The organism is Lancefieldella rimae ATCC 49626 (assembly GCF_000174015.1).
Classification (GTDB): domain Bacteria; phylum Actinomycetota; class Coriobacteriia; order Coriobacteriales; family Atopobiaceae; genus Lancefieldella; species Lancefieldella rimae.
In genome coordinates, this window is the sequence record NZ_ACFE01000004.1 from 155738 (window position 1) to 180995 (window position 25258).

At 50.0% G+C, this 25258-nt stretch carries 22 protein-coding genes; 4 read left to right on the top strand and 18 right to left on the bottom strand.

Features of this window, described 5'->3' with window-relative positions; genetic code table 11:
• Window positions 1-39: 39 nt before the first annotated feature.
• The 10 genes from ATORI0001_RS06785 to ATORI0001_RS06830 all read right to left on the bottom strand — a co-directional run bounded on the left by ATORI0001_RS06785 (window position 40) and on the right by ATORI0001_RS06830 (window position 10740).
• Complete coding sequence (locus tag ATORI0001_RS06785) at window positions 40-462, bottom strand: 6-pyruvoyl trahydropterin synthase family protein (RefSeq protein WP_040324652.1); 423 nt, start codon at window positions 460-462, stop codon at window positions 40-42.
• The gene (locus tag ATORI0001_RS06790; RefSeq protein WP_003150381.1) at window positions 455-1864 is read right to left on the bottom strand and encodes a PSP1 domain-containing protein; all 1410 of its coding nucleotides are present in this window, start codon (window positions 1862-1864) and stop codon (window positions 455-457) included. Before ATORI0001_RS06790 ends, ATORI0001_RS06785 begins: the two co-directional genes overlap by 8 nt.
• Window positions 1843-3021, bottom strand: a complete 1179-nt coding sequence (locus tag ATORI0001_RS06795) for a DNA polymerase III subunit (protein ID WP_003150191.1) — start codon at window positions 3019-3021, stop codon at window positions 1843-1845. Before ATORI0001_RS06795 ends, ATORI0001_RS06790 begins: the two co-directional genes overlap by 22 nt.
• Complete coding sequence (gene tmk / locus ATORI0001_RS06800; protein ID WP_003150260.1) at window positions 3014-3733, bottom strand: dTMP kinase; 720 nt, start codon at window positions 3731-3733, stop codon at window positions 3014-3016. Before tmk ends, ATORI0001_RS06795 begins: the two co-directional genes overlap by 8 nt.
• A 211-nt stretch (window positions 3734-3944) precedes the next feature.
• Complete coding sequence (locus tag ATORI0001_RS06805) at window positions 3945-6473, bottom strand: DNA topoisomerase I (RefSeq protein ID WP_003150200.1); 2529 nt, start codon at window positions 6471-6473, stop codon at window positions 3945-3947.
• 64 nt (window positions 6474-6537) lie between these two features.
• Window positions 6538-7314 carry a twin-arginine translocase subunit TatC gene (gene tatC / locus ATORI0001_RS06810; protein ID WP_003150222.1) on the bottom strand — a complete coding sequence of 259 codons (777 nt, stop codon included), beginning with the start codon at window positions 7312-7314 and terminating at the stop codon, window positions 6538-6540.
• 18 nt (window positions 7315-7332) lie between these two features.
• Window positions 7333-8034 (bottom strand): Sec-independent protein translocase subunit TatA/TatB, encoded by a 702-nt coding sequence (locus ATORI0001_RS06815; RefSeq protein WP_003150171.1) that lies wholly within the window; start codon window positions 8032-8034, stop codon window positions 7333-7335.
• 28 nt (window positions 8035-8062) lie between these two features.
• Window positions 8063-8380 carry an STAS domain-containing protein gene (locus tag ATORI0001_RS06820; RefSeq protein WP_003150226.1) on the bottom strand — a complete coding sequence of 106 codons (318 nt, stop codon included), beginning with the start codon at window positions 8378-8380 and terminating at the stop codon, window positions 8063-8065.
• A gap of 16 nt (window positions 8381-8396) precedes the next feature.
• Window positions 8397-9182, bottom strand: a complete 786-nt coding sequence (locus tag ATORI0001_RS06825) for a tetratricopeptide repeat protein (protein ID WP_003150203.1) — start codon at window positions 9180-9182, stop codon at window positions 8397-8399.
• Window positions 9183-9351: 169 nt separating this feature from the next.
• Window positions 9352-10740, bottom strand: a complete 1389-nt coding sequence (locus ATORI0001_RS06830; protein WP_003150259.1) for an aspartate aminotransferase type Ic — start codon at window positions 10738-10740, stop codon at window positions 9352-9354.
• 111 nt (window positions 10741-10851) lie between these two features.
• Here ATORI0001_RS06830 and ATORI0001_RS06835 point away from each other — a divergent pair, with 111 nt between their 5' ends.
• A complete protein-coding gene (locus ATORI0001_RS06835; RefSeq protein ID WP_003150352.1) occupies window positions 10852-11112 on the top strand; it encodes a hypothetical protein in 261 nt (86 codons plus the stop codon).
• Between the two features lie 7 nt (window positions 11113-11119).
• Here ATORI0001_RS06835 and nhaA read toward each other — a convergent pair whose 3' ends face one another.
• Entirely contained in the window at window positions 11120-12487 is a 1368-nt protein-coding gene (gene nhaA, locus ATORI0001_RS06840; protein ID WP_003150243.1) for a Na+/H+ antiporter NhaA, read from the bottom strand.
• 207 nt (window positions 12488-12694) lie between these two features.
• Here nhaA and ATORI0001_RS06845 point away from each other — a divergent pair, with 207 nt between their 5' ends.
• On the top strand, window positions 12695-13567 hold the full coding sequence (locus ATORI0001_RS06845; protein ID WP_003150173.1) for a DegV family protein: 873 nt from the start codon (window positions 12695-12697) through the stop codon (window positions 13565-13567).
• Between the two features lie 22 nt (window positions 13568-13589).
• Here ATORI0001_RS06845 and rnhA read toward each other — a convergent pair whose 3' ends face one another.
• The 3 genes from rnhA to ATORI0001_RS08075 are packed head-to-tail and all read right to left on the bottom strand — an operon-like array spanning window position 13590 to window position 16984.
• Window positions 13590-14123 carry a ribonuclease HI gene (gene rnhA, locus ATORI0001_RS06850; RefSeq protein ID WP_003150280.1) on the bottom strand — a complete coding sequence of 178 codons (534 nt, stop codon included), beginning with the start codon at window positions 14121-14123 and terminating at the stop codon, window positions 13590-13592.
• Between the two features lie 3 nt (window positions 14124-14126).
• Window positions 14127-16838, bottom strand: coding sequence for a DNA polymerase I (gene polA, locus ATORI0001_RS06855; RefSeq protein ID WP_003150396.1), 2712 nt, complete (start codon window positions 16836-16838; stop codon window positions 14127-14129).
• A gap of 17 nt (window positions 16839-16855) precedes the next feature.
• Window positions 16856-16984 carry a hypothetical protein gene (locus tag ATORI0001_RS08075; RefSeq protein ID WP_280513030.1) on the bottom strand — a complete coding sequence of 43 codons (129 nt, stop codon included), beginning with the start codon at window positions 16982-16984 and terminating at the stop codon, window positions 16856-16858.
• Window positions 16985-17146: 162 nt separating this feature from the next.
• Here ATORI0001_RS08075 and ATORI0001_RS06860 point away from each other — a divergent pair, with 162 nt between their 5' ends.
• Window positions 17147-19240, top strand: coding sequence for a glutamine synthetase III family protein (locus tag ATORI0001_RS06860; protein ID WP_003150157.1), 2094 nt, complete (start codon window positions 17147-17149; stop codon window positions 19238-19240).
• A gap of 24 nt (window positions 19241-19264) precedes the next feature.
• On the opposite strand, the gene ATORI0001_RS06865 is transcribed toward ATORI0001_RS06860, so the two are convergent.
• Both ATORI0001_RS06865 and ATORI0001_RS06870 read right to left on the bottom strand, forming a co-directional pair.
• On the bottom strand, window positions 19265-20551 hold the full coding sequence (locus ATORI0001_RS06865; protein ID WP_003150305.1) for an ABC transporter substrate-binding protein: 1287 nt from the start codon (window positions 20549-20551) through the stop codon (window positions 19265-19267).
• Window positions 20552-20688: 137 nt separating this feature from the next.
• A complete protein-coding gene (locus tag ATORI0001_RS06870) occupies window positions 20689-21258 on the bottom strand; it encodes a manganese efflux pump MntP (protein WP_003150403.1) in 570 nt (189 codons plus the stop codon).
• A gap of 91 nt (window positions 21259-21349) precedes the next feature.
• Between ATORI0001_RS06870 and ATORI0001_RS06875 the strand changes: the two genes are divergently transcribed.
• Window positions 21350-22255 (top strand): hypothetical protein, encoded by a 906-nt coding sequence (locus ATORI0001_RS06875; protein WP_003150195.1) that lies wholly within the window; start codon window positions 21350-21352, stop codon window positions 22253-22255.
• A 448-nt stretch (window positions 22256-22703) separates the two neighbouring features.
• On the opposite strand, the gene ATORI0001_RS06880 is transcribed toward ATORI0001_RS06875, so the two are convergent.
• Window positions 22704-23072 carry an arsenate reductase family protein gene (locus ATORI0001_RS06880; RefSeq protein ID WP_040324653.1) on the bottom strand — a complete coding sequence of 123 codons (369 nt, stop codon included), beginning with the start codon at window positions 23070-23072 and terminating at the stop codon, window positions 22704-22706.
• Between the two features lie 57 nt (window positions 23073-23129).
• Complete coding sequence (gene ligA / locus ATORI0001_RS06885) at window positions 23130-25250, bottom strand: NAD-dependent DNA ligase LigA (RefSeq protein ID WP_003150232.1); 2121 nt, start codon at window positions 25248-25250, stop codon at window positions 23130-23132.
• Window positions 25251-25258: the final 8 nt, after the last annotated feature.

The following is a 25258-nucleotide window of genomic DNA, read 5'->3' on the forward strand; positions in this document are numbered from 1 at the left end:
ACACGTAGCGCTTTTATAATCTAGTCTCAGTATACCCGGCTACTCGCGCGTATAGATGGCACAGTTAAGAGGCGTCTCATAAACTTCAATTTGCGAGACAGGCACACCTTGTGCGGCAAGTCGGTCAAAAAAGTATTTGGCAAGATTTTCCGCCGTCGTACGAAACGGAAGAATCGAAAGGGTAAAGCCCTCTTCATGAAGGCACTCGATGGTCTTTTCCATCAAAGACCCCTCTTCGACTAAAAACGTATGATCGAGTTCATCGGTAAGCTCACGGAGCCTCTTTTTGAAAACGCCAAAATCCATGACCATGTCTTTCGTGGTTCCCTCGCTCCCAAGATAAGACTGTGAGATATATGCCACCACGCGCCACCGATGGCCGTGCAGATTCTCGCACTTTCCATAATAGTCAGTCAGAAAATGCGAGGCATCAAACGAACTTTCAGTTTTTAAGCTATACATTGTTACTGTTTTCACCATGTGTCTTTTTACTTGTTTGATTTTTCCCATGATGCCGGCGGCGAGAAGAAGCATTTTGCTGTTCTGTGGCCGGCGCTTGAGCCTGCGACGTTGCATGAGAGCGCCGCGGACGACGTATTTGCTTGTCGTGCGGTGGTGTCTTCTGTGAAGTCTGCGGCTCTGCTTCACGCATGCCCGCACGGTCTCCCGGATGGCGTGTACGTTTTGTGCGCTGGGGAGTATTCTGAGTTGATGTCTTGGTCGTCTCAGGCAACCCCGCTTCCTGACGGTGATGGCGACGGCGACGTGGCACATCAACGGGTATTTCAACAGGACTTACGTCTTTGGCATCTTTTGTTTCATTTTCATACGTTGGCGCCATGCGAGAAGGACGTACCCGATGAGTGCGCGGTACCTTAACAAACAGATCGGGATTTATCTCAGGCTCTTCTTCCTCAAGAACGCCATGCTCGCGATCAAGTTCGGCCAAAGCCATCTGCACATCGGGAGATTCGAGTTTTTCAAGCACTTGTCGCGTTACGGTATCAGGGCGACACGCGCAGCCAAACTCTTCCGCTTTTTTCTTCGCGGCATCGGAGGCCGTCATATCCCCCAAGGGAATGCGTACCGTTTTGCCATTTTCCAGACGGATTACAACTTCCTCTTTCGGCGTGTTGTATTCAACAATTTTTCCGGTTCCAAGGGGAGTTTCAATGACGGCATTGCGCTTGGGAGCACGATTCTTAAAGTCCTTATATGCCTCAAATTCATAGCGCAAACAACACATGAGGCGTCCGCACGCTCCTGAGATTTTCGTGGAATTAAGAGGCAGGTCTTGCTCTTTTGCCATACGGATAGAAATAGGCTCAAACGAAAGGCCAAATCGGCGGCAGCAAAGCTCTTGTCCGCAATGACCATATCCGCCGATAACGGCCGCTACCTCACGCACGCCAATCTGTCTCATATCAATGCGCTGATGCAGCTCATGAGACAAGTCTCGTACCAGCTGGCGGAAGTCAACTCGCTCATCGGCCGAGAAGTAACACACGACCTTCTCGCCATCAAAGAGATATTCCGCTCCCACCGGCTTCATATCAAGATTTTCTTCAGCGGCAAAGCGGCAAAATATGGGGAAAGCGTCATCTCCCATCTGAGCAAGTTGTTCCGCGCGTTCAAGATCCTCAAGCGAGGCCACGCGGAGCACCGGTTTAAGCTCGGCATCCCCAATGGTATCTGCGAGTTCGTCGTCCGTGACATCGCGAACATCATCGATAACGAGTCCAATCTCTTGTCCTCGTTCCGTCTGGCAAATAACGTGATCGCCCTCTTGCGCGCCTGAGTCTGACCAATCAAACCACAGGCCACGAGCGGCATATGAAAACTTTACCGGTACAACGGCGGGCATGTAAGCGCCTCCTTGATAGCAAGCAGCATCGTCTCTACGACGAGCTGGGGAGTTACCATGTGCTCGAGGTTGAAAGAGGCTTCCTGAATGGCAGCAAGCGCTCTGATCACCCCGCGCGTATATGTTCGTGAAGCAAGGCGGTCAACCACGTCGGCAACGTCCTCGTTCACAATTGGTTCTGATATATTCTCGCAGCGGACAAGGACGTCTCGAAGGAGCGACTCTGCAGCAGCGAGAGCTTCCATCATACCTGAACGTTCCCGTACGGTAAGCTCTCGCTTATTGGCCTTCTCAACTTCTTTAAGAACTTTTTTCTCCAAAAAATCCTTATGAGTCTCAAGGGCCTCCTCTTGAGCACGTTGAAGCGTGCCGAGCGGTATTTTGACTTCTGCCACGATTTCTCGCGCATTTCCTAAAATATCCCACGAATCGCAGCGCAGCGTATCACCTACCGCCTCCACCATCAGACGACGCACTTCTCTTCTTGATGGTGAAGCGAGAAAATCCAGCGCCCTTGAAGGAGTTCCGATAACCGCAAGTGCCACACGTGCTTCCGTTTGGCTTGCCACCGTCTTACGCATAACCGCCGAAAGTGCATCTTTTTCCGAAAGCGTACGAAACGGAACCACTTGGCAGCGAGAACAAATCGTGGGAAGCACGGTTGAGGTGCTTCGTGCACAAAGAATAAATATGGCGTCACGCGGAGGCTCTTCGATGGTTTTCAGCAGTGCGTTTGCCGCTTCGGTCCGCAAAAGATCGGCCCGATCAAGAACGTATACCTTATTTTGAGCTTTGATGGGAGCAAGCATCACGTCGGAGATAATCTCTCTGACCTGACCGATAAGATATCCCGAAGCACTCTGCGGCTTGTACCAGTGCACATCGGGGTGTGTATGATGTGATACGCGGATACAGTCCTCACAGGTGCCATCTCCCCCATGCGGGCATACAATGCTCTTTGCTACGGCCTCGGCAGCGGCGATCTTTCCGGATCCCGGGGCTCCCACAAAAAGATACGCATGGCTCAAACGCCTCTGCTCAAAAGCCCGTCTGAAAAACTCTCGTACCCGTGGCTGCTCATGTAATGTCTCAAAGGCCGGGATTTGAGTTTTTCCGGTCTTTGTCAAAGGCGTATGTTGTAGCAACTCCTTAGGCATCTTGAGCTCCAACCTCAAGACCAAACGTTTTGGCTTCTTGTATCTCCGGTACAAGGTCACAAAGGTCGGCAACCGTACGAGCATGAACCTCTGCAATGGTGCCATATGCCGATACAACATGCACGCGAGAAGGTTCTGCCACGGAAAGACGTATATATGCCTCGCGTACACACCTTTGAAAGGCTGCTCCTTCTGCTTCCATACGATCGGCACCGTTGGTGGTTGCGCGCTGAAATGCCTCAGCGGGCTCTAAATCAAAAATAAGCGTCCGTGTGGGAACAACGCCACAGCTCCCTAGATCATTTGCCCGACGTACGACCTTCTCGTCAATGCCGCGACCGCCTGCCTGATACGCAAATGTAGAATCATAAAACCGATCACAAAGCACAATTGCTCCGCGAGCAAGAGCAGGTTCAATGACTTGGCGCACCAACTGCGCACGAGATGCCTCATAGAGCAAGAGTTCGCACTCATCGGCCATATCGGTATTGGACGCATCCAAAAGAAGGGCCCGAATTTTTTCGGAAATGGCCGTTCCTCCGGGTTCACGCAGACGCACTAGTTCTTTGTCGGTTTGCATAAGTGCTTCTGCGAGAAGGTCTGCCTGGGTTGATTTGCCCACACCGTCTATGCCTTCAAGCGTGATGAACAGACCGCGCGCCGACATATCCGTTGTTTCATCTAAACACCGACGTATCATTGTATCCGGCAAATCATTCCCTCCTCTGCAGAACCCATAAATGTGAGCAAACTTCTCTCAATTGTGCTGAAACTATGGTGATGCAACATTTTTTCAGTCCTTCTATCATACCCACTTCGTTTGGGGTATCAATGAAGAAGGACGGACGTTGGAGAGGGACGTCCGTTCAAGAAATTCTTAGAGCTTACGGCATGTACGTATAGGCTCACGCAATCACCTGACTTCATTTTTTACTCGTTTTTCGTCCTGTTTTTTTGTGAGAAGTGCGCTTTGTCCCAGCGCCACGTCCCCGTGAAGCAGACGTTTTCTTCTCTTTACCGGGACAATCGTAATTGGGGCAGAGCTTCCAAGGCCCTCTCTGCGTCGTAACGACCACCAAAGGAGCACCACAATCAGGGCAGACTTCGTCTGTACGCTCAAGTTCTCCGCGCGCAGGCAAAGGATAACTTGTTCCGCATTCTTCGTAGTTTGTACAGCGGATAAATCGCTTGCCGGTGCGCTCGGATTTATGGGCTATGAGATCTCCGTGTTTTCCGGCTGCCTTACAGACGGGACACTCGCCCACGACAAGGTCGGGCTCTGCATTTGTAGGACAAGCGGGATTGACGCACATCTCATATGCACGCTGACGAAACGGCTGTACCTTGATACGCGGGGCACCGCACTCAGGGCACACCCCCGCTTCGCCCTCAAGGGGCTCAATGCGTCCCTGGGGCAATGGATAGGTCACGTCACAATCGGGCCAACCCATGCAGCCTACAAAGCTGCCGCGTGTCTTGGCCGATGTCTTCACAACCAGATCTTTGCCACATTTGGGACATACGCCAACTTTGGCATCCGCCGTTACGGCGTCCGCAATAGCCTCGGATAAGTCTTCTTCATGCTCGATGAGAGTGTCAATCATGTCTGCCAAAAGAGTTCTCGAATGGGTAACGACACCGTCACGGGTATCTTTGCCTTCGGACACCTTTGTCATGTCTTCTTCAAGTTCGGCCGTCATATTTGACGTGGTGATCCGCGGAACAAACTGCATAAGCGCATCAATGATTGCCATACCGAGTTGGCTGGGCTCGACGGGATCGTTTTTGAGATATTTTCGCTGGTAAAGAGTATCAATAATGGAAGCTCTCGTAGCTTTTGTACCAAGGCCGCGCTTCTCCATCTCCTGAATCAGTTTGCCCTGGCTATAGCGTGCCGGCGGTTCTGTCTGCTTCGCATCAAGATTGAGCTTGGTAACGTCAACAACCTCACCCTGGCTAAGTTCCGGCAGCTGATCGTCCTTCTTAAGCCCAAAAGGATAAATGGCACGAAAGCCCTTCTCGGCAAGAACATTACCGTTTGCAACAAACGGTTGTCCGGCAATGTCCAGCGTAATCTTGGTACCTGCAATGGTAGCAGGCCCCATAAGCGTTGCCAAAAAGCGGCGCGCGATGAGGTTATAGAGCTTCCAAGCAGCAGGTTGGAGCTTATTTTGATCGGCTGCGGCAGTGGGATAGATGGGAGGATGGTCGGTAGACTCTTGTTTGCCTCGCGTTGCGCTCAGCTTCCCGGCAGCAAGAAGCGTCTTGCATACCCCAGCATACTGTGGAACCGACGACAACGTACGGACACAGCCCTTCAAATCCAGCGAAGACGGATAGACCGTGTTGTCAACGCGCGGATACGAAATCAAACCATCCATGTACAGTGACTCTGCGAGCCTCATGGTACGCGCAGGCGACAAACCCTCAGAGGCTGCGGCTGCCTGCAGAGACGTTGTGTTAAAGGGAGCAGGAGGCTGTTGCTTGCGCGATTTTGATTCAATACGAACCACCGTGGCTTGATGCTGCTCTTTCACCGCATCAAAAACCGCATCCGCTTCTTCTTTATTCCAGAAACGAGAAGTGGCGTGCGTAATTTTAAAGGTTGCATCGGAGTTGTCCTCAAGAGGTGTCGCTTCTCCTGAGATAACCCAATAATCTTCAGGGGTAAACGCCAGGCGCTCTCGCTCACGCTCTACCACCAATGCAAGCGTTGGCGTCTGTACACGGCCGGCAGAGCGCGTATTGCCAAAACCGCCGAAACGCACACAGGTCAAATACCGGGTAAGCACGGCGCCCCAAATGAGATCAATGAACTGACGTGACTCGCCTGCAGCCGCCAAATCATAATCAAGTTCAACGAGGTTGTTAAACGCGGTGTCTATCTCATATTTGGTAAATGCGGAATACCGCGCACGAGAAACAGGGAGATCGGCTTTAACCGAAAGTACCTGAGCGAGTGCATCGGAGCCAATGAGCTCTCCTTCGCGGTCAAAGTCCGTAGCAATAATGACGGCATCGGACTTCTTGGCAAGATTTTTAAGAGAACGAATAATTTCTTTTTCCGCAGGCTCTTTTTCCACCGGAGCCCAGATGAGATACGGCAGGCTGGGTATTTTCCAACCTTTAAGATCAATTCCTGCTTTGAGATAAGGTTTCCGTTTTTCCTTATACGGAGGACGCGCAAGGCCGTCGGGTACATCAGCAGGAATATGCTCTCCGTCTTCCGTTGCACCATACCAGCCCTCATCCGCATCAAAGAGCAGCTGTGTTGGGAAATCGGGCTGCAGAATGTGGCCGCGCAAACCGATGGTCACATACTCTTCTCCGCCTTTTCTAAAACGATAGACAGGCGTGTTGTATACCTTATCAGCCTCGGGTTTACCTGACTCAGACAGAAGTCTGGCGATTTGCTGGGCTGCATCGTTTTTCTCGGTAACAATTAGAATCAAGGAAGTGCCTTTCCCGACATTTATACATACAGGCTCAACAACAAATCACCTGTAAGACATCCTGTTAGTCACGATTTGCATACTCTTCTCGCGTCCACTTCAAAGCAGCTTTGCCGTCTTTGGCAATGATCACTGAGCGTGCAACTCCAAGAGCAACCTCATAGAGCAGGATAAGCGCCGCGAACATGAGTGCCATGGTAACCGGGGAGGCGTCAGGCGTGACGACGGCAGAAAGCACGAGAAGTCCCACGTACACGTAGCGCCACTGCTCCCGCAAAACCTTATAGGGAACCAAATGCAAAATAGCAAGGTAAAAAATAACCAACGGCAACTGGAACGCAATGCCAAAACCAACCTCAAACATAATAATGATGCTGAGATAGTCTTCTGCCTCATTGAGCGTTGCAGCAAACTCGGTTGACTGCTGAATGAGCCAGCCAAATGCGGTGTTCAAAATAATGAAATAGCAGAAAATCATTCCAAAGAAGAACAAAAACACCATGGCCGCTACCGTGGGAACCACCCAACGACGTTCCTTCTCATTAAGTGCCGGAAGGAAAAACGCCATAATTTCCCAGATGATAATTGGAGTGCAGATAATAAAGGCAAAGAAAAATGCCACCTTAAAGCGGATGGAAAAGCCTCCAAGAACCGAAAGTACCGTCAGAGTACCTCCCGTAAGAAATTCTCGAATGGGATTTGTCAGCACTTCAATTAAGGCAGGTGTCGCAAAGTAAACCACAATGGCCGTAACAAAAACCGAGACGACTACGATGGTTAGGCGCCGACGAAGCTCACCAAGGTGATCCATCAAAGGCATACGAGCTGGAGTAATTGGCATAATAATCGAAAGCAGGATTTACTCCGTGCCTTCACCCTCCTCTCCTAACTCAGAGGTAACGGACTCATTGGGAAGGGTCTTCTCGGAAAAAGCAGGGGTTGCACCTTCAGCCTCTTTTGCGTCCTCTTTCGCGGCCTCTTTTTGCGCGCGAGAAGAACGCCTGTCTCCCAAATGATACAAATCACGTGCGGAGTTTGTCTTTTTCTTTTCATTGGTATCGGAAGCTGAAGCCTTTGGAGCAGCTCCAACTTCCTCATGAGCTGAATCTGTTTTGGATTCAGTGTCACCGCCATCAACGTCTTTGTTTGAAGCGGGAGCGGCGTCTGCCGGAGCTTCAGTATCCGCTTGGGCACTGTTGTCGGTATCACCCTCGGCACTCTCATGAGCAGCCTCTTTTTTCTGAGCTGCCTCACGCTCAGCCTTAAGACGAGCGCGACGCTCGGCAAAGGTTTCTTGTTTGGGAGCTTCTCCGTCAATGTCAGAATCATCCGATGCCGCAGAACGGAGCTTCTCGGAACGCTTGGGTTTTTCATTCAATACGTCAGCGGCGGGATCCAAAAGATCGGATTGAACCACCTTATTAAATCCTTCCTGCGCCGATCTAAACTGACGCAGTGCCCGGCCAAGCGTCCTGCCCATGCCAGGCAACTTGTCAGGACCAAAAACTAAAAACGAGAAGAGCAAGATTAAAACAAGCTCCGTTTCACCAATACCAAACACGTTTCTAACCCTTTCGGATCATCGTCTTCTAATCATTCTCGCGGACATTAAGATCTTCCGTAACGCCGAGAAGATCAAACACGCGTGCCACGTTCTTTTGCGGATGAGCAACGACAAATACAACCTGTGCTTCCTGAGCGCGATGTGCTATCCCCACAAGAACACCAATACCCGTTGAATCAATATATGAAACATCGGAAAAATCTGCGGTAATTTTTGATGTGTCACCGGTAAGTGCGGCCTCAAGTGCCGAACGAAGCTCGGCTGCGTTTGATACGTCAACTTCACCGTTCACACAAACGATGCATTTGTCTGCCTCATGTGTAACCGTAATATCCAAAGCCATGTTCTCCTCCTTAACTTTACTGTTTGCTCTTGTCCTTACTATCAAGTAACTTCTGAGCGATATCGCGAACATTTTGTGAACCGTCGGAGTCTGCCTCAACAGCTTTTTGAAGAGCCGCATCAGCATCCTCGGCATTACCCATCTTAAGATATATCATGCCAAGGTTGAGCCAGGCGGCGGCACAATCAGGTGATTTTTCGGTCAGATTCTTAAGCGCCGTAACGGCACCTTCCTGATCTCCACTCTGAAATTGAGCAACGGCTCTATCGGCACGAACGGTATCCGAATCACTGCTTGCAAGGTATACGTCATATTCTGATAATGCCTGTTTTATGTGGTCATCCGCCTGTTGCTTGGTGGTGTCATCGGATGCCACCTTACGCAGTGCCACTCCCCAGTTCAGATGAACCTGTGCCAGCTTAAGAGTGGCGGCAAGATTGTTTGGATTTCCCGACAAATCATCGGTGAGTTCTTTTTCCTGCGCAGCGTACTGAGCATTAATGGAATCAGGCGTAGGAGTTTGCGTTTGCACTTTGGAAACCGTGGTTTTTGAGGTCCCGCCACCAAAAATCATGGAAAGAGACGGGATCATCATTGACAGTGCGATAAACAGCGAAAAAATGCCGATGGCAACTTTCTTTCCTGTTGACAGTCTCCCCGATGCTCCCTTTGAGCTCTGAGCCTTAGCATTTGCCGCGTCTTTCTGAGCCTGCAGAAGCTCAGCATCGGAGCGGTTTTTTGACTTGGCCGAACGAGCGGAGTGTTGCCGTATACTTTTTTGCTTTGATGCCTTCTTTGGCATGACATACCTTTCACTGTCCCAAAACCTTCGGGACATTTTCCAAGCGCATTTACTAACTGTTCAGGGTACGCCAGTTTGTGCTTCCACGGAAGAACAGAACGTTCCCGCCGAAGATTCTACAGAATTTTAAGCGTTTGAGGCGTACGCAAAAAACCATTGTTCCCAAGACTTATATAAAGGCGCTTTGCCCCCTATCGACTTTTGCAAGTCTTGCGGCTACCTGTTTGGCCGCAACGACAAACACATCAAGTGCGAGAGAAAGCTCTTCGAGACTTGGATAGCTTGGGGCGAGACGGATGTTGGAATCAAAAGGATCGTTGCCTGATGGCCAGGTAGCTCCTGCAGGTGTCAGCGTTACTCCCATCTCACGCGAGCGAGACACAATGGCGCGAGCAGAACCAACGGGTCCATTAAACGATACGAAATAGCCTCCCTGAGGATGCGACCATGTTGCAACCCCAAGGTCTCCAAGTCCTTCTGTCAGCTTTTGTTCCACCAGTTCAAAACGCGGCCGTAGAAGCTCTGCATGACGTTTCATGTGAGCCTCTACCCCCGCCTTGTCTTTTAAGAAACGCACATGCGCAAGCTGTGAGAGTTTTTCCGGTGATACACGCCGCACGGAAAACGATGTACGAATCTCTTGAATATCGTCTGTGGAAGCGCAAAGCCACGCCATTCCCGACGATGGAAACGTAATTTTAGCGGTAGATGCAAACTCAATAACCAAATTATCCGCACCCTGCTGCTTAAGAGCATCGAAGATGTTAAGCAAGGGCGGGCGCTTCTCGCCTTCTTGCGCAAATACATGGTAGGCATAAGCGTTATCCCATAGAATACGGAAATCCGGTGCTGCAGGCTTCAGAGCAGCAAACGCACGCACAACCTCATCGGAATAGCTCACTCCGGACGGATTGGCGAAACGCGGAACGCACCAAATACCCTTAACCGTTGGATCTTCTTCCACAAACGTACGGACAACATCCATATCGGGGCCATTTTGTGTCATCGGAATAGCAACGTTTTCAAAACCGTAATACTCACTAATCCGAAAATGGCGATCATAGCCAGGAGTTGGACACAAAAACTTAAGACGAGCACCCGGATGCGCAGAAGCAAGCTCTGATGCTTGCCGGGCTAACGGTGGCTGACCCGCGATACCGTGTGTATATGCCATATCAATAACATCATGCATAAGATTCAAGCTGGAAGATCCCGCCACGATAACGTGCTCAAAATCAACATCCAAAAGCTCCGCCGCCAATGCGCGTGCAGACGGAAGACCGTCGGGGTCTCCATAGTTGTCCGCATACGAAGCACCGTCCATCAGATTGGAAGATGAATTCAAAAGATCAAGCATGGGTTTGGAGAGCGCCGTTTGCTCTCGGCTTGGCTTACCGCGCGCCATATCAAGCGTGAGGTGCTTATCCGCAATCTGCCGCGCTTCTTCTCCAATCTCTTTCAGCGCCCTGTCAAGATCCGCATCACTCATACGCTGATAGACATTCCGCTCCTGCAAAAGCATGTGCTGAAAAAGCTTCTTATCTACGGTAATTGGCATGATATCCCCCTTTGGACCGTATACAGAAGTATAAAGGCGAAACCGGACAACAAATGGCTCTCCTTCAAAAAGCTGCTAGACTGTCACACAACGGCAACGATTGGAGGCACTATGGCGAGACCGGGAATTCGAGCAGACGAGTATGGCGATCTGCAGCGGCTGGTCGATAACGTATATAAACACGCTCCGTCAAGTTATGCCTCAAATATTGATGTTTTGGTCAGAGCGGAAATTGATGACCTTAACCAAGATCTCTTGGAAGTAATCAATCTCATTCCTGCGGGCACCTATAAGCGAGCCACACTTTGTGATCAAATAAACTCTATCGTGACTGCTCATGGCTGGGGCTTTACGTACGGCACGGTGGAATAGTTTTATCCTATTTTTTATCTGACGGACGCTCTTTTGTGGCGTCGTGCAATATGTCGGCCACACGAACAAAAGCTATTCCCAAAAGACTTGCCGCAATGGAACCCGCTAAAATTGCGCACTTAGCCGCAAGAACGTTGTTCTGATCGCTAAACGCAAGACCTGAAATAAGAATCGACATCGTAAAGCCAAGACCTCCCATAAGGCCAACGGCTGTAATTTGCATCCAATTCACACGCTTGGGAAGCTTACAGATACCCGACTTAACGAGAATAACCGTCGTAAGAATAATACCCACGGGTTTGCCGATAACCGCTCCAAAAAACGTACCGTATGCCACGGGATTTAAAACAATGCTTCCAAAGTCAGAACCCATGAGAGTTATCTGGGCGTTTGCAAATGCAAAGAGAGGAAGAATAATGAAGTTAACCGGCACGGAAACATATCGCTCAACGCGTTGCAGAGGAGGCGTTACATGATGCATAACATGCTCAACGCGAAGAGCGCTTCGGGTAAAGTCGTGCTGTCCTAAAATATGATGCTCGTCGTCATAGTTGGCGTTTAGTTCACGAGCACGGCCTTCAAGCCAGCCTCCGAGATGATTGAGACGAACATCCGAGCGGCTCGGCAAAAAGAATGCCAAAATGACACCGGCAAGCGTTGCATGAATACCCGAGTGGTACATGCAAATCCATAAAATCAGTCCAACAAACAAGTATGGAGCAGATGAGTAGAGCTTCATGCGACTCATACCCCACAGCACCAAAATCACTCCAAGTGCTGCCGCGCACCAGGCGATATCAGGAGTCTGGCCATAAAAAAATGCGATGACCACAATGGCCAAAATATCATCCGCAATGGCAAGTGTCTGAAAGAAAACTTTTGTTTGTGTTGAAATTCTACTTCCCAACAGACTCATAACCCCAAGGGCAAACGCGATATCGGTAGCAATGGGAGTAGCCCACCCATGCATGGCTCCGCCATAGTTGCAGAGCAAATATATACACGCGGGAACTGCCACACCGCCAACCGCAGCAAGCATCGGAAGCATGGCTTGACGGGGTTTACGCAGCTGACCCACCGTAACCTCGTACTTAAGCTCGATACCAACAAGTAAAAAGAAGATGGCCATAAGAAAATCGTTAATAAACGACTCAAACGATATACTGACGGTAAAAGCTCCCACTGTAAAAGAACATTCTGCTTCAAAGAACTTCTCGACAATCCCATGCGCGGGCGAATTGGCCACGACAAGAGCAAGAAGCGCCGCCATAACCATGGTTGCCGCCGCAACGGTACTGTTTGAGGTAACCTTGCGAACTTCCGTACGATATTCAATGCGCTTTACAACAGCGGGCTCACCATAAATACTTGGCATATCTAACCTATCTGGCTCAAGTTTCTTTTCCTCATCTAGTTTATCATGTGCTCATTCAGCTTTGCATGGGCGCCCCAGATGCACGCCATATCTTGCAATTCTCGCTTTTACCAAGCGCTCTGGTGGGTAGAGTTATCGTAAGATATAGTGTTAGTCCGTGGTTTCAGTTTTTATGAGCCTCGTCTTTTCAATAGTTTGGAGCAATGTATGTCCAAAAAAAGGATTGCGGTCCTTACCGACTCAGGCACCAACACACCGGCAGAGTTCATTGCCGCTCATGACATTCGTGTTGCGCCACTTCGTATTAACTATTCAGACGGCACCACCTATGAGTCCACCGTCAACATTACTCCGGAACAAATTGCCTCCCGCTTTGACCAAGAGATTCCAAGCACTTCGCTTCCCTCGCCGGAAAAGATTCACACTCTTTTTGATGACGTAAAGGCTTCGGGTTATGATGCCGCTGTCTTTATCTGCATCTCTTCAGGACTTTCGGCAACATGCGATACCGTTCGTATGATTGCTCAAGACATTTCGGATCTGCCCATCACGGTCATCGATACTAAAAATATCGGTATTGCCGCAGGTCTTATTGTCATAGAAGCCGTTCGACTCATCGAGGCCGGTGTCCCTTATGAAGAGCTCGAGCAAAAACTTGTGGCAGCTTCGCAGAGAACTCGCGTGTTCTTCTCCGTCCCTGCTCTCAATTTTTTACGTAAGGGAGGACGCATCAGCGAAGCCGTCTATCGCATTGGCTCTGTATTGAATATCAAGCCCGTCTTAACCTGTGAACCAACCGGTACCTACGGTGTTGCCAAGCGTACCCGCGGCTGGGAGAAGTCTCTGAAAGAAGAGCTGGTACTTGCGGCAACGGAAGCTCAGAAATATCCGCATGTTCACGCCGCAATTTCTTGTTCCGCTCCCAACCTTATCTATACCGAGATGGAAGAGCGGATGCGCCAGGCAATTCCCAACATTGTTGATTTTGTAACTTCAGATATAGGCTCTGACCTCTTGGTTCACACGGGGCCAGGACTTGTTGGTATTGCGGTACAAGGTATTGATGAGGCCTCTCTCTAGCCTCATCTTTATGGCCTCGCACCTACTCGCCTTGAAAGCCCACATCCTCGAGAAGATCTTGTCCATCTGCAGCCGTAGTGGCAAGTTCGTCGCAGCGCTCATTAAGCTCTTCTCCGGCGTGCCCTTTTACCCACACGTAGTGCACCTCGTGAGAAGAACTTGCAACAAGCAATCGCTTCCACAAGTCAATGTTTTTGACGTTCTGCTTGTTTGAGGTTTTCCAACCACGACGCATCCACCCAAAAATCCACCCTTGGTTAAATGCATCAACCACATATTTTGAATCGGAATGAACCTCGACCACACAAGGCTGAGTAAGAGCCTCCAGAGCCACAATTACGCCTAAAAGCTCCATGCGGTTGTTGGTTGTCAGACGATACCCCTGCGAAAATTCACGCGTATGACGTTTGCCTGAAGCATCAACGTAAACCAATACGGCCCCATATCCACCGGGACCGGGATTACCGCGAGAAGCTCCGTCCGTATAGGCAACTACCTGTGCTCTCTTTGAAGAGCTGCCTATTGTCTCGGACTGTGTATACACATCCTCATACATAGCTTATTTAGCCTCTGCCCAATTTGGACCATATGATACGTCGGCAATCAGAGGAACCTTCAGCTCAACTACCTCTTCCATGGTCTCTTTTACAAGCCGGGAAACAGCTTCTATTTCATCATTTGGCACTTCAAGATCAAGCTCGTCATGAATCTGCAGGATGAGCTTTGCCGCACATCCCTCTTTACGCAGGCGCTTCTCGACACGAATCATTGCAATTTTGATAATATCGGCAGCGCTTCCCTGCATGGGGTGATTCATGGCAGTACGTTCACCAAAGGCAATAAGCTGACGATTGTGCTGACCAAATTCACGAATATGGCGCTTTCGACCATACATGGTCACCGCATAGCCCTTCTCGTGTGCGATACGTACCGATTCATCCAAATACGCGCGCACTCCGGGATATGCGGCAAAATAACGGTCAATCATATCTTGTGCCTCAGCACGCGGTATCTTGAGCGAAGTTGCCAATCCATACGCCTGCTGACCGTACACAATGCCAAAATTAACCGCCTTTGCCCTGCTCCGGAGCTCCGGGGTAACTTCTTCCACCGGCACCCCAAAGGTACGCGAGGCGGTAGCCGCATGAAAGTCCGCCCCTGACTGAAACGCCGCTATCAGATGCTCGTCACCTGACAGGTGAGCCAAAAGCCGAAGCTCAATCTGTGAATAGTCGCACGCTAAAAATACATGACCGGACGGAACGGTAAACGCGGTACGAACCCGATGTCCTAGCTCGGAGCGGGTGGGGATATTCTGCAGGTTTGGATCGGAACTTGAAAGACGCCCCGTGGCTGCCACCGTCTGGTTAAATGTCGTATGGATTCGGTGATCGCCTCTGATAAGTGCGGGAAGCGCATCCAGATAGGTTGATTTAATCTTAGCGCGCTCACGATACTCAAGAACGTCAGCAACAATCTGATAGGTATCGGCCAAATCGGAGAGTACCTTTGCGTTTGTCGAATAGAATCCCGAACGGGTCTTCTTAAGCCCAAACGTTGGCAAACCGAGCACGTCAAAAAGCACATGGCTCAACTGACTGGGAGAATCAAGGTTAAAGGTCTCTCCCGCTGCTTCATGAATACGCTCCACGCGAGAAGCAATGTCTGCTCCAAGCTCTTTCGATTGTTCCGCGAGCTTTGCGGGGTCCACAAAAAGCCCGCGCCGCTCCATTGCGGCAAGTACCGGAAGAAGCCCCATCTCAATAGTCTCAAAGAGCTCCAACGACTTATCATCCTCAAGCTTTTTGGTAAGCGTAGCCTTGAGCGCTCTTGCGGCAACTGCTTCATATGCGGCTGCGGGGATCTTATCGGAACCGACAGAGAGTTCCACCCCAAAGTAGAACTCAACAAGGCTGGGTATTGTAAAGCTGGAACGATCGGATTCAAGCAGATAAGCAGCCACTCCTACGTCAAAAATACGGCTCGCATCAACGTCATCAGGGACAAAAACCTCAGGCTCGGAAGAATCAACGGGACTTACATCATGTAAGAGTGCCTTCACGTCTCCGGACACCATCAGGCCTTTTTCAAGGATTTCCCTCAGTGCCGAGGTGGCATTGTCGTCTTCAAACTTACACAGCTCCTGTGTTGTTGCAACCCAAAGTGTATGTCCAAAACCAAAAAGGGAACCGTCTTGTTTGCCCGTATCGAGAGCAACGCCCAGCCACTCCTTACGCGACAATGCCGCCTTTAGAGCTTCCCACGCATCCTCGGCCTCCAATAGCTTTGCGGGAAGTGCAAGCTGAGGATCGACGGGCACTTCCGTTTGCTGTGGATTGGCAGAAGAGACGCCCTTCTCGCCGGCCAAGCGTACCAGCCGGCCTGTCATACCGGTAAATCCAAGCTTTGAAAACGCAGCAACGACTTTATTCGGATCAAACGTTGGGAACTGAGCGTCAGCCAGATTAATGTCAATTGGCGCATCCGTACGTATGGTGGCTACTTTACGAGAGAGAAGCGCATCTTCTTTGTGTGTACGCAGATTCTCGCCCATTTTGCCTTTCACTTCATCGGCATGAGCCAACACTTCGTCAAGACTGCCATACTCGACAATGAGCTGAGCTGCTTTCTTGGGACCAATCCCCGGAACACCCGGAATATTGTCGGATGAATCTCCTTTGAGACCATAAAAGTCCGGAACCAGCTTTGGCGTGATACCGGCATAAAGATCCTCCACAGACTCAGGCGTCATAATGGAAACATCGGAAACGCCTTTACGGGTAGACACAATCTTGACGTTTTCGGTAGAGAGCTGATACATGTCGCGATCTCCCGTAAAGAGCAGCATCTCATATCCGGCTTCCTCACCGCGCCGTGCGAGAGTGCCTAAGATATCGTCACCCTCCCAGCCTTCAAGTTCGCACACGGGAATATCTAAGACCCCAAGGAGAGTCTTTACGATCGGAAACTGCACGTGAAGCGCATCATCCATGGGAGGCCGCTGTGCCTTGTACTGCGGCAGCATATCAATACGCACCTGTGGTTTTCCCTTGTCAAATGCGCAAATGACGCCATTGGGCCTAAACGATTCAATCATCTTGATAAACATATTGAAGAACCCAAAAAGCGCCCCGGTAGGAGTTCCGTCGGGAGCCGACATGGGCTGTCTGATGGCGTGAAAAGCGCGGTGCATCAGTGAATTTCCATCAATGACCGCAATGGTTTTACGTTTTTTGTCGGTATGGGTGCCGGCACCGTCTGTCTCAGGCATACTTCTCCTATCTAAAGTTACAAATCCATTGTACCCGGCATGTCGACCGGCCTGCGGCGAGAAGTACGCGCGGATGTAAGACACATGCCAAAAGTCTGCCCTGCACTCACGGGGCGCCTGCAACGGGCCTCAAAATCGGATTTCATGTCTTGAGGGCCGGTTCAATCTTAGGGAGCTCATGTGTATTTATTGCAGTCTCCATCACAAAGACACGATTTTCTCGTCCCCGTGCGAAAGTCAATGGCGTACAGTAGAGTTTGTGGCAAGAAGTACTTCTCGCCCTCACCTATTCATCCAAGGAGGCTTTCGTGGCAAACGACAAGGTATCGCGCGAATTTGGCACACTTCTTTTTACCGACGCCGATATGCAAGAAAGGCTGCCTAAACCAACCTATAAACGTCTGCGTGATGTTATCAGACATGGAAAACCACTGGAAATTGACATTGCCAACGAGGTTGCCCATGCCATGAAGGAGTGGGCACTTGAGCACGGCGCCACTCACTTTACGCACTGGTTCCAACCGCTGACCGGCATCACCTCGGAAAAACACGATAGCTTCATGACGCCTCAGGGAAATGGCACCATTTTGATGACATTCTCCGGCAAGGAGCTTGTGCAGGGAGAACCTGATGCTTCAAGCTTTCCTTCCGGCGGTCTTCGCGCAACCTTTGAGGCACGCGGATATACGGTTTGGGATCCGGTAAGCCCTACGTTTATTAAAGACGAGGTTCTCTGCATCCCTACGGCATTCATTTCCTACACCGGAGAAGCCCTCGATAAACGCACGCCGCTCCTGCGCTCACAGCTTGCCCTTGAACGCCACGCAAAACGTGTACTTGCGCTTTTTGGCCAGACTCCCGAGCGCATCGTGACAAATATTGGTCCTGAGCAGGAGTATTTTCTCATCCGTGAGAAGGATTTTGAGAAGCGTCCCGATTTGATTTTGTGTGGGCGTACGCTCTTTGGATGCGAGCCGTCTAAGGGACAAGAGCTTGATGACCATTACTTTGGGGCCATACGTCCCACCGTTAACGACTTCATGAAAGAGCTTGACGACGAGCTTTGGAAGCTGGGAATTCCCGCAAAAACCAAGCACAACGAAGTTGCCCCCTGCCAGCACGAGCTTGCTCCCGTCTTTGAGCAGGGATCTCTTGCCATTGACAACAACCTGTTAACCATGGAGAAGCTCAAGCTCTTGGCACCACACCACGGTCTTGCCTGCCTTGAGCACGAACGACCCTTTGACTACGTCAACGGTTCGGGCAAACATGATAACTGGTCGCTTGCCGCCGACGGCGACAACCTTCTTGAACCGGGAGACAACCCCGGAAAGAACCTCCGCTTCCTCGTCTTTTTGGCATGTTTGGTTGCAGGCGTTGACACTCATGCCGATCTTTTGCGCATGTCCATCGCTTCTGCCGGAAATGACCATCGTTTGGGTGCCAATGAAGCTCCGCCTGCCATTGTTTCAATCTTCTTGGGCGATGCACTCTCCGCAATTGTCAACGATCTTATGAGCGGTGCCGACGTTCATAAGGCAAAGCGCACGAAGATGGACTTGGGCGTACCGACATTGCCTAAAGTTCTCCGCGACAATACCGACAGAAACCGCACAAGTCCTTTTGCATTTACCGGTAACAAATTTGAGTTCCGCATGTGTGGCAGCCAGCAGAACCTCTCTGACCCCAATGTTGTCCTCAACACCATCGTTGCAGAACAGTGCGATCGCTTTGCCACTGACCTTGCCGACGTGTCTGAATCCAAGTTCACGGAACAGGCATTGAAGTGGGTAATCGACTCCTTTAAAGACCACAAGCGTATCTTCTTTGAAGGTAATGGCTACTCAAGCAAGTGGGAAAAGATTGCCGAGAAGCGCGGACTTCCCCACTTCCGCACCACACCTGACGCTCTGCCCGCACTTATCGCCCCCGAAAATATTGCGTTCTTTGAAACATATGGCGTCCTGTCTGAAAACGAAGCACATGCCCGGTATGTTGCAAAGGCCGAGCAATACGCGAAGGTTCTCAATATTGAAGCGAAGACCATGTCGTATATGACGCGTCACATGTATCTACCGGCGCTCTTTAAGTACTCGGGTAAAGTCGCCGAATCGGTTGCACGTAAGCAGGAGATTGGCATTACCTCTCAGGCGGAGCTCGATGTGACACGGAAGCTCACCGAGGGCATTGACGGCATTTACGCTGCAGTGGGAGAACTGGAAGCAAAGAATGGCCATGCCGCCACGCTGCGCTCAAAGCCGCAGACACAGTGCGAGTTCTATCGCGATGAAGTTATTCCTGCCATGGAGCAACTCCGCAAGATTGTTGATGAGATGGAGCTTATCTGCGGACATGATTTTTGGCCGGTCCCGAGCTACAACGAAATGCTGTTTTACGTGTAGAGTGCTGCCTTATACATAGATTTATCAGCCCTCCTGTGCTCTCTTACCTGCTTCAGAGGTTGAGAGAACTTTGCCCGTGTTATCAAGAGCTTGAGGAGCCTCTCTTAGTGCAGAAACCGCCCCATTGAGGTGTATTCGATCCATATACCACGGGGCCTTCACACCGGAGATAGTTGGCATCATGTAAGATCCCGTTGTACCTATTTCACTCGCAAATTCAGTAGAAAGACAAAATTCCACCCATAGACGAGCAGCATTGGGATGCTTAGCTTGAGATGATATAGCAACACCATACGTAGTAAAATGCGTCGGAGTAAAAGGAAGCAAAGGCATTACGTTATCAAAATCATTATGCCCTAGCGCATATAAAGCCTCACTCGCCTGACATACCGTTACAAGGGCACGTCCAAGGCCAAGATCCACCAGCATATCACGCACGTTATCAAATGCTTTATATGCCTGGGTGGAAAGTTCTTTAAGAAACGCAATGCCCTGATCTATTCCAAGGTTTCCTATCATTGCCACAGCAAAACTATTGCCATCATGCGTCTTTTCATACTCAGGAAGCACAATCTGGTCTCGTAAATACGTAGAGAGAAGATCGTTCCAGTCATGCGGATGTGCAAGGCCCATGACGTCTAGACGCTCCTTATTTATAGCAATGATCAGAGGGTCTGTTGCTATGCCATACCAAAGCTTTGAGTCTGTGGAAAATATAGGCTTTAGAAGATGCTCTTTATTTTGAGCATCATAACTTGCCAAAAGATTCTGTGCACCCGCCTGATTTAGGTGCTCTGTGTCAACAAAGAACCAACTGTCAATCGGATGGTCTATCGGGGATGGATTAAGATTTTTACCATCGTCTGAATTAACATTGAGATATGGCTCCATCTCATCTACGGAAACAACCTGATAATCTACTACAATGCCAAAAAGAGCTTCAAATGCGCTTGCTGCTTTTTGAATATAGTCAGAGTCTGGTGTATACACCGTTACTTTTTGTTCAAGATATGCTGCGGCCACAAGATCGGGATCGTAACCCTCCGGCGTCTCTTGTGGGATATGAGTACTTGCCGGAGCTTCTGAAACCTCAAATCCAAGCATATTGAGGACCTTGTTTCCACAGCTTGAAATACCCATGTAAAGGCTCACTAACCCTGCACTAACAGCACCAAGAGTAAATGCTCGACGCACAATAGAACCTGCACTCACAGACTCTGTAGCATCTTGTGTAGAGTCGCTTGGCACATCCGTCTTTTTCTGTATGGAAATTATTTTTGGTCGATTTTTGCCGCGGAACTTCTGAAACATGTCGCCTCCTCTTCGCCAAAAATTATAGCAACGATTCAATACGTATATGATTCAGAGTACATTCGATGCAGCACGCGCTTCTTAACATCAGCACATTTCTTGTTTTCGGTGCATTTCTTAGCTTCGACACATACTTTTTATTGCAAGAGCGCTTTGAGGCCTATGGCAATCAAAACAAAACCGCCAATCATCTCCGCACGATCTCCCAAAATCGATCCTAATTTCTTGCCTATAAAAAGTGCCACCAGACAGACAGCAAAAGTTATCAAACCAATCGCACATGAAGCACCTAAAATATTTGCCGTCTGAGCACGAAAACTTACACCAACCGCAAACGCATCAATTGCAGTGGCGATCGCCTGTAAGATGAGGACCGGTATTGTAAATGCTTTTCGCCCTGTCTGATCCTCCTCATTGTCCGCATTGTCTCGCAGCGCCATATATCCGCTGTATACCATATTTCCGCCGATAAAACCTAAGATAAGAAATGTAACAATATCGGCATACTGCTCAATTATCTGAGCCGCAAGGCCTCCCGCAACATATCCTGCTAGGGGCATCGCAAACTGGAAGATCCCAAAGAATGTCGGCATAAGCATCATGCGACCACGACTCTCGTGCTGATATAAAAATGAGTTGGAAATCGTGACGGAAAACGCATCGGTTGCCAACGCCAAACCAAGGATACTTATTTCAAGCGTGCTCATATTCCTCCCCCATAAGCACAAACGCATAAGGCTAAATTGTATCTATTATTAGTGAGATACTACTAACTACAAGAAATTCATAAGGAGCACTATGCCGGCTTTACTGACACATTTTGTTTTTGGCTCACGGATGGCCAATGAAGTCCATTCGGGCTTCTTCAAAACCTCGGAGGAACTCAACGCGTTTTTGCTGGGAAATCAAGGTTCTGACCCCTTTCTTGCTCGGCACCTTACATGGCCCAATCATGCTCTCGCCTGTAATCGGCTTCACCGGTGCCTGCATACAAACCAGATTGTCGAGATCTTCTCCGCATTTCAAGAAGCAACGACATACCTACCTGAGGTTGATGCGAGCATTGGACAGGCGTTTACGCTTGGAATTCTCAGTCACCATGCACTTGATAAAGTCGTGCGACCATTTATAGACGCCCAGCAAGAGGCTCTGATCCACACTGATCCCAGTCTTGAGCCCTCGCGTCAAGAAATCCGCTCTATCATTGAAGCCGATCTTGACTCATGGCTTCTGTGGAACCAAATGCACACAACCGTCGAAGAATTTTATCCGGCGACCGCACTTGAGGCGGACAAAAGCACCTGTCGCGTTGGTGGGGCTCTTTTTTCGCAGGTTGCACTCGCAATGTTCGGCCTCAATATAGGTGCAAGCGAATACGCTGGTGCCATCGCCGACTACACACGCATCTATCACACTATCGAGAAGACCGACCCTACATACGCAACAAAGCTTCCCGATGTTCTCTATCGAACCGAAATGTTTGTACGACCTTCCTCAAGCTCCTATATAGCGGCCATGAGCCATCAGGCTCTTCGCACCGATGCCGTTGCAGCAGCAAATCTTAAACGGATTCCCTGGAAAGATCCTGCTACAAGCGCCATACGAACGGAAAGTTTTCCCGATCTTCTCGAAGAAGCGTCCCACCTATATCAGACGCTCGTCCGTGCGTATACCTGCAATGACCGTACCGAAGTAGAAGACTAAATTTCCCAAACGCCACATTAGGCTCAAACGTTGGATGCTCTTCTCGCCACCGACTGAGGGTTCTGGTAGTTGAGGTTTGGCAAGCCGATGTTGTTACCAACCGCGATTGCCGCCAATTGATATCACCACTAAACGAGATTACGGCGGGCAAATCCACCAGTAAACGAGATTGTGGCAAGGAAAATCCACCACTAAACGAAGTTCTTCTCGCAATTGGATCAAACTCGTGGTTTAGTGGTGTTTTTAGAAGTAAAACGTGTGTTTAGTGGTGGTTTTTCGTCAATTTGAGCGTTTAGTGGTGGATCAAATCACCACTAAACAGTGCTTTTGGTACGTTTTTTGAAATCTTCGTGTTTAGTGGTGATTTTAGGAGACGGACGGTCGTGCGCCTGTACGTTTACTGGTGATTTTAAGCAGGCGCTGAATGAGGGCAACCGTAGTAAATAGCCTACAGCAAACGCTCTCTCCATTCCGGCTCCCGAAATCCCGTGAGCACGAAATCGGATCCTATTACAAGTGGCCGCTTTACCAGCATACCGTCCGTCGCAAGAAGTTTGTAGGCGTCGGCGTCTGTCATGCCGGCATCAAGCTTCGATTTAACGTTCTTCTCGCGATATACCATGCCGCTGGTGTTAAAGAAACGCCTGATAGGAAGGCCACTACGCGCGTGCCATGCTGCGAGTTCATCCTCTGAGGGGTTCTCTTCTTTGATGTCTCGAGACTCATACGCAATATGATGATCATCAAGCCACTTTAAAGCCTTTTTGCAGGTTGAACAGCGAGAGTAACAGAGTACTAGAATTGTATTTGAAGCCATAGAATCTCCATTCCAATCATGCGCAACAGAGCCGTCCCACTTGCGCACATTATCTACTTACACTGCAGGCACTTCGCCGGTTTCAAGGATGCGCTCAAGGTCGGCTTCCGAAAGTACGGGAACACCCAAAGAAACGGCTTTTGTCAGCTTTGATCCGGCTGCCTCACCGGCAACAACGAAGCTCGTCTTTTTGGATACCGAACCTGATACCTTTGCTCCCCGCTCTTTAAGTAAAGCGCCCGCCTCATCGCGCGTATAATGCTCAAGGGTGCCCGTCAAAACAAAGGTCAAGCCGGAAAGTGTCTGCGGCTTATCAGACGTCGCGTCCGCCTCTTCCATAACGACGCCAGCAACACGCAAGCGCTCAAGAACCGCTATGTTTTCAGGAATTAAGAAAAACTCCTTAATCGACTTTGCCATTTTCGGACCCACACCGGAGATGGCCGCCATCTGCTCTTCTGTTGCCAGCTGCAACTCCTGAATGGAGTGAAAGTACTGGGCGAGAAGTGCTGCCATATTGGCGCCGACATGGCGAATGCCAATACCAAAAAGCACGCGTGCAAGACCACGTGTCTTTGACTCCTGGATTTGTGTCATGATCTTCTCGGCAATGGTCAAACCGGTAGGAATCGGATCTCCTGAAAGATGTCCGTCGGTATCGGTCTCGTAGAATCGACCCGTAGGGAGCTCCGCAATATCTGAGACGGTAAGCTTGTCGTAGAAGTCAGCCACATCGGAGAGAATCCCATTTGCAACCAGCTTGTTCACAAGTTCTTCACCCAGCCCGTCGATATCCATTGCTTTGCGGCTTCCCCAGTGAATGAGGCGCTCGGTTGCTTGTGCGGGACAATCTATCGAAACGCAGCGGTATGCAACTTCTCCCTCCTCCTTAACAACAGGACTTCCGCAGCTTGGACATACCGTCGGCATCATAAAAGGTTTGGAGTTTAAGGGTCGTTTCTCAAGCACGGGCCTTACGACCTCAGGGATGACATCGCCTGCTTTATGGACAATGATAGTATCGCCCTCACGGACATTCTTTCGGTGGACCTCGTCGATGTTGTGAAGCGTTGCGCGGGCAATGGTAGAGCCGGCAACTACAACAGGATCAAACTCCGCCACCGGCGTAAGCACGCCCGTTCGTCCCACTTGAATGCGAATCTCACGAAGTACCGTCTGTTTTTCTTCCGGTGGGAACTTAAATGCTATTGCCCAACGTGGAGCGCGCGACGTAAATCCAAGCTCTTCTTGATACGCAAAGGAATCAACCTTAACAACCACGCCATCGATATCGTAGTCAAGCTCGGAGCGCTCCTCAAGCGCACGCTTGCAAAAGTCATGTACTTCTTGTGCACTTACGCACCGCGCCGCATGGGTGTTGACGCTAAAGCCGCAGTCTCGAAGCCATGACAAGAACTTCCACTGACTGTCCACCTGCAAGGGAGCTTCGTCGGCAATGGCATACATAAACGTCTCAAGGTCTCGATGAGCGGTAACCTTGGGATCTTTTTGTCTCAGCGATCCTGCCGCGGCATTGCGCGGATTTGCAAACGGCTGTTTGCCGGCGGCATCAGCATCCTCATTCAAACGAACAAAGGAATGCTTGGGCATATACACTTCGCCTCGCACCTCAAGCGAAAGATGTGCGCCCTCATCTCTTAAGCGCGCAAGGCCGGCGGGGGCAAGTGCACGTGGAATATCTTTGATGGTGAGCGCGTTTGCCGTAACGTTTTCTCCCGTAGCTCCATCACCGCGAGTAGCACCTCGAACAAGCTGTCCTTCCGTATACGTCAGCGCAATACCCAGGCCGTCAATTTTAAGCTCACAGGTATAGGCAACCGGATGCGTCTTGGAAGCACCGAGGGCTTCATCCGTTCGAGCGAGCCATGCGTCGAGCTCCTCAAGATTCATCGCATCGTCAATCGAATACATCCGGGCCGCATGGGTTACCGGCTCAAACTGTTCGGACACATAGCCGCCCACACGCTGCGTATAGCTCTCGGGCACTATCAGTTCCGGATGAGCCGCTTCTATTCCTTGGAGCTCAACGAGCAAGCGATCGAACTCCGCATCCGTAAGTTCCGGAGCATCTAAGGCATAGTAGGCATATGCCGCATGGTTTAAGATCCTGTTGAGTTCAGCCGCGCGGGAACGAAAGCTCTTTTCTGCCTCAGACATACTTCTCC

Coding starts and splice junctions, on each gene's coding strand:
- ligA (WP_003150232.1), bottom strand. CDS start 25,250: ATGTCTGAGGCAGAAAAGAGCTTTCGTTCCCGCGCGGCTGAACTCAAC.
- ATORI0001_RS06790 (WP_003150381.1), bottom strand. CDS start 1,864: ATGCCCGCCGTTGTACCGGTAAAGTTTTCATATGCCGCTCGTGGCCTG.
- ATORI0001_RS06845 (WP_003150173.1), top strand. CDS start 12,695: ATGTCCAAAAAAAGGATTGCGGTCCTTACCGACTCAGGCACCAACACA.
- ATORI0001_RS06795 (WP_003150191.1), bottom strand. CDS start 3,021: ATGCCTAAGGAGTTGCTACAACATACGCCTTTGACAAAGACCGGAAAA.
- ATORI0001_RS06785 (WP_040324652.1), bottom strand. CDS start 462: ATGTATAGCTTAAAAACTGAAAGTTCGTTTGATGCCTCGCATTTTCTG.
- ATORI0001_RS06835 (WP_003150352.1), top strand. CDS start 10,852: ATGGCGAGACCGGGAATTCGAGCAGACGAGTATGGCGATCTGCAGCGG.
- ATORI0001_RS06880 (WP_040324653.1), bottom strand. CDS start 23,072: ATGGCTTCAAATACAATTCTAGTACTCTGTTACTCTCGCTGTTCAACC.
- ATORI0001_RS06865 (WP_003150305.1), bottom strand. CDS start 20,551: ATGTTTCAGAAGTTCCGCGGCAAAAATCGACCAAAAATAATTTCCATA.
- ATORI0001_RS06825 (WP_003150203.1), bottom strand. CDS start 9,182: ATGCCAAAGAAGGCATCAAAGCAAAAAAGTATACGGCAACACTCCGCT.
- nhaA (WP_003150243.1), bottom strand. CDS start 12,487: ATGCCAAGTATTTATGGTGAGCCCGCTGTTGTAAAGCGCATTGAATAT.
- polA (WP_003150396.1), bottom strand. CDS start 16,838: ATGCCTGAGACAGACGGTGCCGGCACCCATACCGACAAAAAACGTAAA.
- ATORI0001_RS06870 (WP_003150403.1), bottom strand. CDS start 21,258: ATGAGCACGCTTGAAATAAGTATCCTTGGTTTGGCGTTGGCAACCGAT.
- ATORI0001_RS06820 (WP_003150226.1), bottom strand. CDS start 8,380: ATGGCTTTGGATATTACGGTTACACATGAGGCAGACAAATGCATCGTT.
- ATORI0001_RS06875 (WP_003150195.1), top strand. CDS start 21,350: ATGCCGGCTTTACTGACACATTTTGTTTTTGGCTCACGGATGGCCAAT.
- rnhA (WP_003150280.1), bottom strand. CDS start 14,123: ATGTATGAGGATGTGTATACACAGTCCGAGACAATAGGCAGCTCTTCA.
- ATORI0001_RS08075 (WP_280513030.1), bottom strand. CDS start 16,984: ATGAAATCCGATTTTGAGGCCCGTTGCAGGCGCCCCGTGAGTGCAGGG.
- ATORI0001_RS06830 (WP_003150259.1), bottom strand. CDS start 10,740: ATGCCAATTACCGTAGATAAGAAGCTTTTTCAGCACATGCTTTTGCAG.
- tatC (WP_003150222.1), bottom strand. CDS start 7,314: ATGCCAATTACTCCAGCTCGTATGCCTTTGATGGATCACCTTGGTGAG.